The organism is Streptomyces sp. CA-251387, assembly GCF_050936625.1.
GTDB lineage: Bacteria > Actinomycetota > Actinomycetes > Streptomycetales > Streptomycetaceae > Streptomyces.
Genome location: NZ_JBNJMJ010000001.1, coordinates 2,076,823 through 2,089,888, shown reverse-complemented (window position 1 = coordinate 2,089,888; position 13,066 = coordinate 2,076,823). Strand labels below are relative to the sequence as shown.

The 13,066-nt window shown below is 71.5% G+C and carries 16 protein-coding genes; 9 read left to right on the top strand and 7 right to left on the bottom strand.

Annotation, left to right across the window (positions count from 1 at the left end):
- Positions 1–7 precede the first annotated feature (7 nt).
- Entirely contained in the window at positions 8–421 is a 414-nt protein-coding gene (locus ACQEV2_RS09250; RefSeq protein ID WP_433038482.1) for a VOC family protein, read from the bottom strand.
- A 394-nt stretch (positions 422–815) separates the two neighbouring features.
- Between ACQEV2_RS09250 and ACQEV2_RS09245 the strand changes: the two genes are divergently transcribed.
- From ACQEV2_RS09245 to ACQEV2_RS09230, 4 genes are all read left to right on the top strand, one after another.
- Entirely contained in the window at positions 816–1,580 is a 765-nt protein-coding gene (locus ACQEV2_RS09245) for a hypothetical protein (RefSeq protein ID WP_433038480.1), read from the top strand.
- A 125-nt stretch (positions 1,581–1,705) separates the two neighbouring features.
- A complete protein-coding gene (locus ACQEV2_RS09240) occupies positions 1,706–3,304 on the top strand; it encodes an ABC-F family ATP-binding cassette domain-containing protein (RefSeq protein WP_433038478.1) in 1,599 nt (532 codons plus the stop codon).
- Positions 3,305–3,639: 335 nt separating this feature from the next.
- Positions 3,640–3,861, top strand: a complete 222-nt coding sequence (locus tag ACQEV2_RS09235) for a helix-turn-helix domain-containing protein (RefSeq protein WP_004002281.1) — start codon at positions 3,640–3,642, stop codon at positions 3,859–3,861.
- Between the two features lie 132 nt (positions 3,862–3,993).
- Positions 3,994–4,797 (top strand): enoyl-CoA hydratase/isomerase family protein, encoded by an 804-nt coding sequence (locus tag ACQEV2_RS09230; RefSeq protein WP_433038474.1) that lies wholly within the window; start codon positions 3,994–3,996, stop codon positions 4,795–4,797.
- A gap of 57 nt (positions 4,798–4,854) precedes the next feature.
- Here the strand turns inward: ACQEV2_RS09230 and ACQEV2_RS09225 are convergent, their stop codons facing one another.
- Positions 4,855–5,577, bottom strand: coding sequence for a nucleopolyhedrovirus P10 family protein (locus ACQEV2_RS09225; RefSeq protein ID WP_433038472.1), 723 nt, complete (start codon positions 5,575–5,577; stop codon positions 4,855–4,857).
- An 87-nt stretch (positions 5,578–5,664) separates the two neighbouring features.
- Here ACQEV2_RS09225 and ACQEV2_RS09220 point away from each other — a divergent pair, with 87 nt between their 5' ends.
- From ACQEV2_RS09220 to amaP, 5 genes are all read left to right on the top strand, one after another.
- On the top strand, positions 5,665–6,141 hold the full coding sequence (locus ACQEV2_RS09220; RefSeq protein ID WP_433038470.1) for an Asp23/Gls24 family envelope stress response protein: 477 nt from the start codon (positions 5,665–5,667) through the stop codon (positions 6,139–6,141).
- Positions 6,142–6,210: 69 nt separating this feature from the next.
- On the top strand, positions 6,211–6,396 hold the full coding sequence (locus ACQEV2_RS09215; RefSeq protein WP_062709653.1) for a hypothetical protein: 186 nt from the start codon (positions 6,211–6,213) through the stop codon (positions 6,394–6,396).
- On the top strand, positions 6,393–6,776 hold the full coding sequence (locus ACQEV2_RS09210) for an Asp23/Gls24 family envelope stress response protein (RefSeq protein ID WP_433038467.1): 384 nt from the start codon (positions 6,393–6,395) through the stop codon (positions 6,774–6,776). Before ACQEV2_RS09215 ends, ACQEV2_RS09210 begins: the two co-directional genes overlap by 4 nt.
- A complete protein-coding gene (locus ACQEV2_RS09205) occupies positions 6,773–7,453 on the top strand; it encodes a DUF6286 domain-containing protein (protein WP_433038465.1) in 681 nt (226 codons plus the stop codon). The genes ACQEV2_RS09210 and ACQEV2_RS09205 overlap by 4 nt, the downstream gene beginning before the upstream one ends.
- Positions 7,450–8,037 carry an alkaline shock response membrane anchor protein AmaP gene (amaP, locus tag ACQEV2_RS09200; protein WP_433038463.1) on the top strand — a complete coding sequence of 196 codons (588 nt, stop codon included), beginning with the start codon at positions 7,450–7,452 and terminating at the stop codon, positions 8,035–8,037. The genes ACQEV2_RS09205 and amaP overlap by 4 nt, the downstream gene beginning before the upstream one ends.
- An 8-nt stretch (positions 8,038–8,045) precedes the next feature.
- On the opposite strand, the gene ACQEV2_RS09195 is transcribed toward amaP, so the two are convergent.
- The 5 genes from ACQEV2_RS09195 to ACQEV2_RS09175 are packed head-to-tail and all read right to left on the bottom strand — an operon-like array spanning position 8,046 to position 13,053.
- Positions 8,046–8,801: an SDR family oxidoreductase gene (locus ACQEV2_RS09195; protein WP_433038461.1), complete on the bottom strand. Its 756-nt coding sequence runs from the start codon at positions 8,799–8,801 to the stop codon at positions 8,046–8,048.
- A 5-nt stretch (positions 8,802–8,806) separates the two neighbouring features.
- Positions 8,807–10,594, bottom strand: a complete 1,788-nt coding sequence (locus tag ACQEV2_RS09190) for a glycoside hydrolase family 15 protein (protein WP_433038459.1) — start codon at positions 10,592–10,594, stop codon at positions 8,807–8,809.
- Positions 10,595–10,628: 34 nt separating this feature from the next.
- The gene (locus ACQEV2_RS09185; RefSeq protein ID WP_433038457.1) at positions 10,629–10,940 is read right to left on the bottom strand and encodes a hypothetical protein; all 312 of its coding nucleotides are present in this window, start codon (positions 10,938–10,940) and stop codon (positions 10,629–10,631) included.
- The gene (locus ACQEV2_RS09180) at positions 10,937–11,506 is read right to left on the bottom strand and encodes a sigma-70 family RNA polymerase sigma factor (protein ID WP_433054297.1); all 570 of its coding nucleotides are present in this window, start codon (positions 11,504–11,506) and stop codon (positions 10,937–10,939) included. Before ACQEV2_RS09180 ends, ACQEV2_RS09185 begins: the two co-directional genes overlap by 4 nt.
- Before the next feature lie 8 nt (positions 11,507–11,514).
- Entirely contained in the window at positions 11,515–13,053 is a 1,539-nt protein-coding gene (locus ACQEV2_RS09175; protein ID WP_433038455.1) for a sodium:solute symporter family protein, read from the bottom strand.
- Between the last annotated feature and the right edge of the window lie 13 nt (positions 13,054–13,066).

The following is a 13,066-nucleotide window of genomic DNA, read 5'->3' as shown; positions in this document are numbered from 1 at the left end:
CCGGCGCTCAGCCCTGTATCGCGGGGGCGTAGGTGCCGAAGCTCCACACATTGCCCTCGACGTCCCGGGCCATGTAGTCCCGTGAGCCGTAGTCCTGGTCCGTCGGGGGCATCAGGATCTCGGCGCCGTGCTCCACGGCCCGCCGGTGGTGTGCGTCGACGTCGTCCACGACGACGTACACCCCGGTCGTGCCCGCGTCCTTCATCGCCGTGTCGAAGACGCCGCCGCGGCCCTTCGAACCGAGCATCACCGCGCCGTTGCCCTGCACGAGCTCGGCGTGCAGCACCGAGCCGTCCTCGCCTTCGAACACCGACAGCTCGGTGAACCCGAAGGCCTCCGTGAGCTGTTTGATCGCCGCCTTCGCGTCCACGTACAGCAGCGTCGGGTAGATACTCGGACGCCCACCGCTCGTGCCTGCCATGCCGATCACCCCTTCGTGATCCATCGCTGTCACTGCCGTCACATGCCGGAACATGCCGGAACACGCCTGGTTCCGACCCGCTGCCCAGTCTTGCAGCGACCACTGACAACGGCCCGCGAGCCGGGTGCCCGGCCGCCCGGCCGCAGAGCCGAACGGGGGAGAGGCCTCCGCCGACTCGCCGTGTCCCCACGCCATACCCCGCCACCCGCGCCGGGCATGGCTACGCTCTGCGCCTGATCCGCCGGAAGCAGTCGTCGGGAGAAGGCCGAGAGGGCTCCCCGAAGGTTCCCGAGGGGGCGTGGGTGGTTGTTCTGCCGGTCGAGGCGACGAAGCGATGACCCTCGAATCGGGCAGTCGCACGAGCACCGAACCGGGCAGTCGCACGAGCACGGCCGTGCCTTCCCGACCGGAGCACCTCCCGGAACCCGCCCCGGGCACCACCCCACGCCGCTTCCTCCACGTCCCCCGCCCCCTCCGCGCAGCCGCCCTGGTCCTCCTCCTCGCGGCCCCGCTCCTCACCGCCGCCCACCACGCCCGCCCCACGCCCTACGGCGACCACCTCACCGTCCACGCGCGCGTGCGGCACACCACCGCACAGCAGCCGACGACGACCCGGTTGCGCACGCGCGGAACGGCCGTCGAGGCCTATGCCCCCCGCACGGGGACGACCCGTTGGCGCTACACCCGGGAAGGCCGGCGCCCGCTGACCTCTCTCCGGCTCGCCCCGCTCCACGCGCGCGTGGAGGCGATCACGCTCTGGGACGACGGCATGGTCACCGACACCGACGGCCGTACCGTCCGCTGGCACCGCGCCCTGCCCGCGGCCCGCGACTGGCTTCCGGCCCACGGCGGCACCGGCGTCCTGCGCCCCCTCGGCCGCGGCATCCTCGCGGTCGTGACGCCCCGCCGCGTCTTGGCGTACCGAATCGCCGACGGCGACCTGCGCTGGGTGCTGCCGGCCCGTGAGGGCTGCGCCTTCGAGCCCGCACGTGCCGTACATCACGGCAGGGAGCTCCTCGTCGCCCAGCCCTGCCCCCGCGCGGCCTGGACCGCGCAGCTCATCGCCGTGGACGACCTGGGACGGATCGCCCCGCACCGCAGACCGCTCGGCAATGAGGTCCGCAAGGGGACGGCGGCGAGCCGGGGTCCGAACACGTGAACCCAGAAAAAGTGGTTGCACGGCCCCGTTAGACTGGCTTCCATGGCCATTCTCCTCGCGCATTAGACGGCGGGAACGTCCTCAGCCGCCCATCCCGCCACCTACCCCCGCCCTGGAGTCTGTCCGTGATCTCCGCCTCCGGTATCGAGCTGCGCGCCGGTGCGCGCGTCCTCATCGAGTCCGCGACCTTCCGCGTCGCCAAGGGTGACCGCATCGGCCTCGTCGGCCGCAACGGCGCCGGCAAGACGACCCTCACCAAGTGCCTCGCCGGCCAGGGCATCCCCGCCGCCGGCACCATCACCCGCTCCGGCGAGGTCGGCTACCTCCCGCAGGACCCCCGCACCGGCGACCTCGACGTCCTCGCCCGCGACCGCATCCTCTCCGCGCGCGGCCTGGACGTACTGATCCGCAAGATGCGCGAGAACGAACAGCGCATCGCCACCGGCAAGGGCGCCACCCGCGACAAGGCGATGAAGCAGTACGAGCGCCAGGAGACGGAGTTCCTCACCAAGGGCGGATACTCCGCCGAGGCCGAGGCCGCCACCATCGCCGCCGCGCTGAACCTGCCCGACCGTGTGCTGGGCCAGCCCCTGCACACGCTCTCCGGCGGTCAGCGCCGCCGTATCGAGCTCGCCCGCATCCTGTTCTCGGACGCGGACACCCTGCTGCTCGACGAGCCGACCAACCACCTCGACGCCGACTCGATCATCTGGCTGCGGGACTACCTGAAGACGTACCGCGGTGGGTTCATCGTGATCTCCCACGACGTCGACCTGGTCGACACGGTCGTCAACAAGGTGTTCTACCTGGACGCCAACCGCGCCGCGATCGACATCTACAACATGGGCTGGAAGCTCTACCAGCAGCAGCGCGAGGCCGACGAGAAGCGCCGCAAGCGCGAGCGGCAGAACGCCGAGAAGAAGGCCGCCGCGCTCAACGCGCAGGCCGACAAGATGCGCGCCAAGGCCACCAAGACCGTCGCCGCGCAGAACATGGCCCGGCGTGCCGAGCGACTGCTGTCGGGCCTCGAAGAGGTGCGCCAGTCCGACAAGGTCGCCAAGCTCCGCTTCCCGGAGCCGGCGCCCTGCGGCAAGACCCCGCTGACCGCCGAGGGCCTGTCGAAGTCGTACGGCTCCCTGGAGATCTTCACCGACGTCGACCTGGCCATCGACAAGGGGTCGAGGGTGGTCATCCTCGGGCTCAACGGCGCCGGAAAGACGACCCTGTTGAGGCTCCTCGCGGGCGTCGAGCAGCCGGACACGGGAGCGGTCATCCCCGGCCACGGGCTCAAGATCGGCTACTACGCCCAGGAGCACGAGACCCTGGACCCCGATCGGACGGTCCTGGAGAACATGCGCTCCGCGGCCCCCGACATGGACCTCGTCGAGGTCCGCAAGGTGCTCGGCTCGTTCCTGTTCTCCGGCGACGACGTCGACAAGCCGGCCGGCGTCCTCTCCGGCGGCGAGAAGACCCGCCTCGCGCTCGCCACCCTCGTAGTGTCGTCGGCGAACGTGCTGCTCCTCGACGAGCCCACCAACAACCTGGACCCGGCCAGCCGCGAGGAGATCCTCGGCGCGCTGCGCACCTACAAGGGCGCGGTCGTGCTCGTCACCCACGACGAGGGCGCCGTCGAGGCGCTGCAGCCGGAGCGGATCATTCTGCTGCCGGACGGTGTCGAGGACCTGTGGGGCTCCGACTACGCGGATCTCGTCGCCCTGGCGTGATCGAATGCGTGATCACCGGCGTATGGATCATTCGGCCCATTGGTGATCCATCATCTGTGTGAGATCTCCTCGTACCGAGGTGTGTACTACATCGATTTCGCGGCCGAGTCCTTTATCGACAAGGGCTCGGCCGTCGCGCGTCCCTGACCTGGCACTTCGCGAAAGAACCCGTTCGGCCGTACGGACGCCACCCGCCGGAATTACAGATTCCGCATGTGGGGATGCGCTCCTGTCGTCAAAACCTTGTCTCACGGACCTTGCCGAATGGGTGGCCATGAAGCTCCGGAGGGGTGATCATGAGGAGACCAGAGCGCACTTCCCATGAGGAGGCACGGGTGGCCGAGACTCTGAAGAAGGGCAGCCGGGTAACCGGCGCCGCGCGCGACAAGCTCGCGGCAGACCTGAAGAAGAAGTACGACTCCGGTGCGAGCATTCGGGCACTGGCCGAGGAAACCGGCCGCTCGTATGGTTTCGTACACCGGATGCTCAGCGAATCGGGCGTCACGCTTCGAGGGCGTGGCGGGGCGACGCGGGGCAAGAAGGCCGCATCGTCCTGAACCCGGGCGGCCCATCGGCTTCGATGGTGGCCACCCGGTCGGTCGGCTGACTGGCCGGGTGGTTACTGTGCAGTCACTTAGGGGGTGCCCTTCCGGGCATCCCATGATGACCGCACTCATCGGAGGCACCCCATGGCTTCGCCCGACCAGGAACTGGCTCCCCTGCTCGACAAGAACGGCGTACGGCTCACCGTCGACGGCGCGATCGCCACGGTGACGCTGAACAACCCGGCCAAGCGCAATGCACAGAGCCCCGCCATGTGGCGGACGCTCGCAGAGGCCGGGCGGGTCCTGCCGGGCAATGTGCGGGTGGTCGTGCTGCGCGGAGAGGGCAAGTCCTTCTCCGCCGGACTCGACCGGCAGATGTTCACGCCCGACGGGATCGAGGGCGAGCCCTCGTTCATCGAGCTCGCGCGCAGCAGCGACGGTGAACTCGACGCTGCCATCGCCGAGTTCCAGGAGGGTTTCACCTGGTGGCGGCGCAACGACATCGTGTCCATCGCCGCCGTACAGGGGCATGCCATCGGGGCGGGTTTCCAGCTCGCGCTCGCCTGTGACGTGCGCGTCGTCGCGGACGACGTGCAGTTCGCCATGCGTGAGACCAGCCTCGGGCTGGTGCCGGACCTGACGGGTACGCACCCGCTGGTCGGGCTGGTCGGATACGGCCGTGCGCTGGAGATCTGCGTGACGGGGCGGTTCGTGTCGGCCGAGGAGGCCGTCAGCAGCGGGCTGGCCAACCTCGCCGTGCCCGCCGAGCAACTTGACGACGCCGTACGGGATCTGGCGGGGGCGATCGTGTCCGCGCCACGGGACGCCGTGATCGAGACCAAGGCGCTGCTTCGTGGTGCCGTGGACCGTACGTACGACGAGCAGCGCGGCGCCGAGCGAGCCGCGCAGGCGCGGCGTCTGCGGGACCTGGCCGGCCTCGGCGAATGAGCCCTGCGCTGACGAGCCGTGTGCTGATGAGCCCTGCGCTGACGAGACAGGCGCCGATCAGCCGACGGCCGTGACCAGCACCGCCACCGTCGGGTGATCCGGCAGCGCCGCTCCCGCCTTCCTGCGGACCTCCCGGGCCACCTCCACGGCCCGGTGGTCCGCGCTCACCGCGATCTCCACGCGCGCGTGCCGATGCGGCAGAGCGGCCTCGTCCTGCCGTTCCTCGATGTGCACCGCCCGGGCCAACCCGCCCAGGGCGCCCGTCAGCCGGGTCACCCCCGGGACCGCCTGTGCCGCGGCGCAGACGCGCTCCTCGTCGGGGTTCCCGGGTGCCGCGGCCTGCGCCGGTTCCGGCTGCCGTACGGGGGCGGGTTCCACGTCGTCGTCGAGCAGGGCCGTCACCCGTAGGTCGACCTCGGTCACCGTCAGGCCGAGGCGTTCCGTCGCCGCGGCGGCCAGCAGTTCGCGCAGCCGGTCCGCCGTCGCCGGCAACGGCTCGGTCGCCGTCGCCGCGAAATCCGCCGTCACCCGCAGGGGGCCCGGCGGCAGGGCGCTGGGCGGCGGCGGTACGGCGGCCTCCTGCGCGTCCTCCGGATCGGTGAGGGCGATCCGGAGCGTGCCCAGCCGTACCCCGCGCATGTCCTCGGCCGCGCGCTTCAGAACCGCCTCGGCCGCCTTCTCGGAGATCCACGCGCCGTCGCGCGCGCCGCCCAGGGGCAGCAGTCTGCCGAGCCCGAGCTGATTTCGGACTGCTTGTGTCCACCGATCCGCCGTAGTCATTCCTCCAGCCTGCCGCATCCCTGGCGCGCGATCGCGTAACCGTGCTTACGGTGGTCGAAGGACGACAACCGCAAAGGATGTACGGCCATGACCGAGACGACGGATCAGAACCGGGGGACGGAGGGCGAGGCCCTCAGCACACGAAAGGCTCAGACGACCAGGCGCGGCGGGGGAGACCCCGGCGCCCGGGGGCGGACGACCATCGCGGACGGCGTCGTGGAGAAGATCGCCGGGATGGCCGCACGCGATGTGGACGGCGTGCACGCCATGGGCAGCGGACTGGCGCGGACCTTCGGGGCCGTGCGCGACCGGGTGCCGGGCGGCGCGAAGTCGGTGACGCGCGGGGTGAAGGCCGAGGTCGGCGAGGTGCAGGCCGCGCTCGACCTGGAGATCGTCGTCGAGTACGGCGTGTCGATCGCCGATGTGGCCCGGGACGTGCGCGAGAACGTGATCACCGCCGTCGAGCGGATGACAGGCCTCGAAGTGGTCGAGGTCAACATCGCGGTGAGTGATGTGAAGCTTCCGGAGGAAGAGGAAGAGGAACCGGAGCGCCGGATCCAGTGAGGCGCCGGCGACCGAACGACGCGAACGACGCAAAGGCCGGGGAGCTGTTGAGAAACTGAGGAGCGCACCATGAGCATGGCCGTGGTCGGCATGATCGCCGGCATGGCATTGGGCTTCGCCGGGTATTTCGGCGGATTCGGCGCCTTCCTGCTGGTGGCGGCCCTGGGCGCCGTCGGTTTCGTCGTCGGGCGGTTCCTGGAGGGGGAGTACGAGCTCGGTGACTTCTTCCGGCGCCGTGACGAACGGCGGCGGTGACGCCGGTGAGCACGGGGGCCGGTGAACTCGGCAGACCCCTACCGGTCGTCCCGCCGGGCGAGCGCGGGGCGACCCGGATCGCCGACCGGGTCGTCGCGAAGGTCGCCTCACAGGCCGCGCGCGAGGCGGTGGGCGAGCGGGCCGAGGACGCCGCCCGCCCGTACGCCAATGTCGTCGTCGCCCACGGCACCGCCCGGATCCGGGTCCACCTCGAACTCGAGTACCCCACCGACATCGGCGCCCGCTGCGCGACCGTGCGTCGGCATGTCGCCGAGCGGGTAGGCGCGTTGGTGGGCATGGCGGTGCCGGAGGTCGCCGTGCACGTGGAGCGGCTGCACCCGGCGCCCGGGCAGGGCGCGGCACAGGGGAGGACGCGATGAGCGAGTCCCAGGGTCCCGAGGGCACCACACAACGACTGCCGGTCATCGAGAAGGAGACCGGCCCCGACACCCTCGACCAGTCGGCGTCGGCGGCGGACTACGAGCCCCCGCCCGCACTCGACGCCGAGGACGGCGCGAACCGTCGCTTCTGGTCGGCACGCCGCATCCCGGCCGCGATCATGGCGCTCCTGCTCTTCGTCATCGCCGGCTTCTTCCTGTACGACATCGCCTCCGTGCGCGCCGACCGGCCCGCCATGCGCTGGCGCCGGGAACTGGCCCGCGGACTCGCCGAACGCCCCCTCGACGACACCTGGGTGCTCGTCGGCGCGGGTGTCGCCGCCGTCCTCGGGCTCTGGCTGCTGGTCCTGGCCACCACGCCCGGCCTGCGGTCGGTCCTGCCGATGCGGCGCACCCACCCCGACGTACGCGCCGGACTCCACCGCGAGCTGGCCGCCCTCGTCCTGCGTGACCGGGCCATGGAGGTCTCCGGCGTCCAGTCGGTCCGGGTACGGATGCGCCGGAAACGGGCCGACGTTCGCGCCGTCTCCCACTTCCGCGAACTGGACGACGTACGCGCCGACCTTGACGCCACGCTCGCCGGCGCGATCAAGGGCCTGGGCCTGACCCGCCCGCCCGCGCTGTCGGTGCGGGTACGACGGCCCGGACGGAAGGGGTGAGCGCCGTGCTCAGGGTGGTCAACCGGGTACTGATCGGGCTCGTCGGGCTGGTACTGCTCGTGATCGGCGGTTCCGTACTGGCCGTGGGCCTCGGCCTGGACCCCCCGTCCTGGTGGATCCACGACAGCCGGCACGACGTCCTGCTCAGCGACGCCGAGCGGACGCGCTGGCGGGACGACGGCTGGTGGTGGCCGACGGTCATCGCCGTACTCGCCGTCCTCGTCCTGCTCGCCCTGTGGTGGCTGACCGCGAATCTGCGCCGCCACCGCCTCACCGAGGTCCTCGTCGACACCGGCGACGGCGAGGGCGCACTGCTGCGGGGCCGGGCCCTGGAGACCGTCCTGGCGAACGAGGCGGCGACCCTGGAGGGCGTCCACCGCGCCCACGTCCACCTGCGGGGCAGGCGCAGCGCACCCGAGACCCGGGTACGGCTGCTGCTGGAGCCGCACGTGGATCCCGGGACAGCCCTGAACGACCTCACCGCACAGGCCCTCACCCACGCCCGCAATTCAGCGGGGTTGGCGGAATTGCCGACAGAGGTCCGCATGAAGGGCGTCAAGCACCGTGCGGAAAGGGTGACTTGACCGTCCTCTCAGAACCCGTGCCGCATCCCGCCGTCGACAGGCAACATGATTCCCGTCAAATAGGAAGCAGCCGGGGACAGGAGAAACACCGCCGCACGCCCGAACTCCTCCGGAGTCCCGTACCGCCGCAGCGGAATACGGGCCTCGTTCGCCGCCCGTGTCGCCTCCGGGTCGGCAGACATGCCGTCCAGCTCCCGCACCCGATCCGTGTCGATACGGGACGGAAGCAGCCCCACGACGCGAATCCCCCGCGGCCCCAGTTCATCCGCAAGGGACTTCGCGAACCCGGCGAGCCCGGGCCGCAAGCCATTGGAAATCGTCAGCCCGGGGATCGGCTCATGCACCGACCCCGACAGCACGAACCCGATGACCCCGCCCTCGTCGAGCTCCGTCGCTGCCGCCCGCGCGAGCCGGACCGCGCCCAGAAACACCGACTCGAACGCGGCCTGCCACTGCTCGTCCGTGTTGTCCGCGACGAACCCGGCAGGCGGCCCACCGACACTGACGAGAATGCCGTCGAACCGGCCGAACCGCTCACGGGCGATGGCGATCAGCCGCGCCGCCGCCTCCGGATCGGCGTTGTCGACGGCCACACCCACGGCATTCGACCCCAGCTCGGCCGCCGCGGCGACAGCCCGCTCGGTGTCCCTCCCGGTCAGGACGACCTTCGCCCCGTCGGCCACCAGCTCACGCGCCGCCGCGTTGCCCAGTCCGCGGGTCGCCCCCGTGACGACGTACACCCGGTCCTTCAGTCCAAGATCCATGGCCCCTATCCTGCCCCGTCGCCCCCGAACAGGGCGAGGGCGGTGTTCACCAGGCCGATGTGGCTGAAGGCCTGCGGGAAGTTGCCGAGCTGGCGGTCGGCCACCGGGTCGTACTCCTCGGACAGCAGACCCACGTCGTTGGCGAGACCCACCAGCCGGTCGAACAGCTCACGTGCCTCCTTGGTGCGCCCCGTCATGTGCAGCGCCTCCGCGAGCCAGAACGAGCAGGCCAGGAACGTGCCCTCGCCGCCCGGCAGTCCGTCGACGGTTGTCTCGTCGGTGCTGTAGCGGCGCAGGAAGCCGTCATGGCTGAGCTCGGCGCGGATCGCGTCGATGGTGCCGAGGACGCGCGGGTCGTCGTGCGGCAGGAAGCCCACACGCGGGATGAGCAGCAGCGCGGCGTCGAGTTCACGGGAGCCGTAGGACTGCGTGAAGGTGTTCCGCTCGGCGTCGTAGCCCTTCTCGCACACCTCGCGGTGCACCTCGTCGCGCAACTCCCGCCAGCCGTCGAGGTCGCCCTTCAGCTTCGGGTTCTTCTCCAGCGTGCGCACCGCCCGGTCCGCGGCCACCCACACCATCACCTTCGAGTGCACGAAATGACGGCGGCCGCCGCGCACCTCCCACAGCCCCTCGTCCGGCCGGCGCCACTGCGAGCGCAGCCACTCCATGAGGGAGGACTGGATCGCCCACATGTGCGGCTTGAGGGGCAGGCCCGCGTCCCGGGCCAGTGCCAGCGTGTCCATGACCTCCCCGTACACGTCCAACTGCAGCTGTTTCACGGCCTCGTTGCCGATGCGTACGGGAACGGAGCCGGCGAAGCCGGACAGCCACGGCACCTCGAACTCGGGCAGCCGCCGCTCGCCCGCCAGGCCGTACATGATCTGCAGGTCGGCCGGGTCACCCGCGACCGCGCGCACCAGCCAGTCGCGCCAGGCCTCGGCCTCCTCCCGGTAGCCCGCCGAGAGGCCCACGTTCAGCAGGAGGGTGGAGTCGCGCAGCCAGCAGTAGCGGTAGTCCCAGTTGCGGACACCGCCCAGTTCCTCGGGGAGCGAGGTGGTGGGGGCGGCGACGATGCCGCCGGTCGGCCGGTAGGTGAGGGCCTTGAGGGTGATCAGGGAGCGGACGACGGCGTCGCGGTGCGGGCCGTCGTAGTGGCAGCGTCCCGCCCACTTCCGCCAGTCGCGGACGCTGGTGCGCAGCGCCTTGTGCGGGTCGACGAGCGGTGGGCGCGGCTCGTGCGAGGGGTGCCAGGTGAGGACGAAGGCGACCTTCTCGCCCTTGTCGACCGTGAACTCCGAGTGCGTACCGAAGTCCTTGCCCCAGGTGTGCACTTCGGGTTCGCTGCGCAGCCAGGCCGAGTCCGGGCCGGCGACGGCCACCCGGTGCCCGTCGGTCCTGCGCACCCAGGGGACGACCGAGCCGTAGTCGAAGCGGAGCCGCAGGGTGCTGCGCACGGTGACCCGGCCGCGCAGGCCCTCCACGATGCGCACGAGGTCGGGGGCGCGGTCGCGTTGGGGCATCAGGTCGGTGACCCGGATCGCGCCCTCGTCGGTCTCCCACTCGGTGTCCAGCACCAGGGTGTCGCGGCGGTAGGCGCGGCGGGTGCAGGGGCCTTTCGCGTGCTTGGGGGCGATGCGCCAGTGGCCGTTGTCCTCGTCGCCGAGGAGCCTCGCGAAGCAGGCTCCCGAGTCGAAGCGGGGCAGGCACAGCCAGTCGACGGAGCCGTCCCTGCCGATCAGGGCGGCCGTCTGCTCGTCGCCGATGAGGGCGTAGTCCTCGATGCGGGGGTGCACGCGAGTGCGGGTTCCCCCAGGGCCGGTAGGCCAATCAGGGGTGGGGCCGGGGGAGTGACGCGCCCGCCGCGGACCCCGTGCCGGAGAAGATCACCCCGGGATCCGTCGGAGCCTGGTTGAGGACCCACAGGCCGATCAGCGTGGCCAGAGCGAACACGACCATGACGAGGACGGCGAGGACGAGCCGGCGCCGGCGTTCCCGGCGCAGCCATTCGCCGCGCGCCGTGCGATAGGCGTCGGGCGCCGCCTGCACCCCGTCGGCGAGCGCGGAGAGCGCCTCGCGCAGCTCCCGCTCCGTGCGGTCCGGACCGGTGCCACGCGACCCAGTCGCGTCTCGATGCGTCATCGCCGGGCCTCCATCGCCTGGGTCAGGGCGGCGAGGCCGCGCGCCGTATGGGTCTTGACGGATCCGCAGGAGATCCCCATCGCCGCGGCGATCTCGCCCTCCTTCAGTCCGAGCCAGTGCCGCAGCACCAGCGCCTCGCGCTGCCGGGCGGGCAGCTGCTGGAGCGCGTCGATCAGGACGCGCTGGTCGTCGCGGAGCAGGGCGGTGCTCTCGGCGGAGGCGACGAGCTCCTCCGCGGGCTTCTCCACGTGCTTACGGGCCACTTGGAGATGCCGTATCCGCATCCGCGTCAGATTGCAGACGGTGGAGCGCAGATACGCCTCCGCCGCCTCGGTGTCCCTCAGCCGCCGCCACTTCCGGTAGATCTGGTAGTAGGCCTCCGCGACGACGTTCTCCGGGTCGTCGGCACCCAGCAGGACGGCGAGGCGCAGCATCGAGGAGTAGTGCAGCTCGAACAGGCGGGCCAGTCCGGCCTCACGCTCCAGATCCGCCGGGTCGCTCACGGCGGGGGCGAGGGGCACGGCCGGTACGGGAGTCTCCGCTTGAGTCTCCGTTTCGCGTCTCAGGTGCTGTCTCACGGGTTGTTCGCTCCCGTCTCGTGGCGCCGCCTGACGCTCAGGCGTGACGGCAGGTCGGTGAGGTCGGCGCCGCGCGGGACGCCGAGGCGTTCGAGCACCGCGGTCCCGGCCACGGCGACGGTCAGGTTGAGGAGCAGAGCGGCGAGCCCGGCGTAGATCTCCGGCCCGGAGCCGAAGGACACGACCGACGAGAACCCCTCCCGTACGACCATGTAGGTCCCCGCCACCATGCCCACGCCCCAACCGGCGAGCAGCGCCCGCGGATGCAGCCGCCCGGTGAACAGCCCGACCGCGACGGCCGGGAAGATCTGCAGGATCCAGACCCCGCCGAGGAGCTGGAGGTTGATGGCGTCCTGGTCGCGCAGCCCGAACACGAACGCCACCGCGCCGACCTTCGCGGTGAGCGACACCGCCTTGGCGATGCGCACCTGCCGTTTGGGCGTGGCCGTCGGATGGACGTACTCGACGTACACATTGCGTACGAAGCTGGTGGCCGCCGCGATCGACATCACCGCCGCCGGCACCAGCGCCCCCACGGTGATCGCGCCGAACACCAGCCCGGCCAGCGGGCCCGGCATCAGCCGGTCGACCAGCATCGGTACGGCGGCCTCGGCGCCGCCCGCCGGGGCGCGCACGCCCGTCGCCAGGGCCGCGATGCCCAGGAAGCCGAAGAGGGCGAGCAGCCCGGTCCAGGCGGGCAGCGCCACGGACACCTTGCGCAGCGTCTGCGGTCCGTCGGCGGCGAAACCGGCGGTGAGGACGTGCGGGTACATCAGCAGCGCGAGCGCCGAGCCTAGGGCGAGGGTGGCGTAGGCGGGCTGCTGCTCGGGGGTGAGGAGCAGCGCCGGGCCGCCGAGGCGCTCGGCCGCACCGTCGAAGACCGCACCCGGGCCGCCGAGCCGCTCGAGCACCAGCCAGGTCACCGCGGTCAGCGAGACGAAGACGGCCACGGCCTTGAGTGCCGAGATGACGGTGGGGGCGCGCAGCCCGTGCCGGTAGGTGGCGACGGCAAGCCCCGCGAACAGCGCCACCATCACCAGATCACCGGCCGCACCCCGCGGATACACGCCCCCCGCCGCCAGCACCGCCCGTATGCCGAGCAGTTGCAGCGCGAGATACGGCATCGTCGCGAGGATCCCGGTCAGCGCGACCACCAGCGCCAGCGGCGGCGAGCCGTACCGGCCGCGCACGAAGTCGGCCGCCGTGACATAGCCGTGCGCGCGGGCCACCGTCCACAGGCGGCTCAGCAGCACGAAGGCGAGGGGGCAGACGATCACGGTGTACGGCACCGCGAAGAAGGCGGGGGCGCCGTTGCCGTAGGCCAGGCCCGGTATGGCGGCGAAGGTGTACGCGGTGAAGATCGTGCCGCCGAGCAGCAGCCAGGTCCACACCGGGCCGAGGCTGCGGTCGGCGAGCGCCCAGCCCTCCAGGGACGGCAGCCGGTCGGTCGGGCGCAGGCGCCGCGCGGTGACGGCCAGCAGCGACGCTCCGCCGATCACGGCGAGAAACGTCGCGGTCATGGCGCCATCGGCCATGGGTCACCGTCCT

Excerpts from the sequence above, each read along its gene's own strand:
- ACQEV2_RS09215 (WP_062709653.1), top strand. The coding sequence starts at position 6,211 with ATGAGCATGGCCGTGGTCGGCATGATCGCCGGCATGGCATTGGGCTTC.
- ACQEV2_RS09225 (WP_433038472.1), bottom strand. The coding sequence starts at position 5,577 with ATGACTACGGCGGATCGGTGGACACAAGCAGTCCGAAATCAGCTCGGG.
- ACQEV2_RS09185 (WP_433038457.1), bottom strand. The coding sequence starts at position 10,940 with ATGACGCATCGAGACGCGACTGGGTCGCGTGGCACCGGTCCGGACCGC.
- ACQEV2_RS09205 (WP_433038465.1), top strand. The coding sequence starts at position 6,773 with ATGAGCGAGTCCCAGGGTCCCGAGGGCACCACACAACGACTGCCGGTC.
- ACQEV2_RS09175 (WP_433038455.1), bottom strand. The coding sequence starts at position 13,053 with ATGGCCGATGGCGCCATGACCGCGACGTTTCTCGCCGTGATCGGCGGA.
- ACQEV2_RS09220 (WP_433038470.1), top strand. The coding sequence starts at position 5,665 with ATGACCGAGACGACGGATCAGAACCGGGGGACGGAGGGCGAGGCCCTC.
- ACQEV2_RS09195 (WP_433038461.1), bottom strand. The coding sequence starts at position 8,801 with ATGGATCTTGGACTGAAGGACCGGGTGTACGTCGTCACGGGGGCGACC.
- ACQEV2_RS09230 (WP_433038474.1), top strand. The coding sequence starts at position 3,994 with ATGGCTTCGCCCGACCAGGAACTGGCTCCCCTGCTCGACAAGAACGGC.
- ACQEV2_RS09250 (WP_433038482.1), bottom strand. The coding sequence starts at position 421 with ATGGCAGGCACGAGCGGTGGGCGTCCGAGTATCTACCCGACGCTGCTG.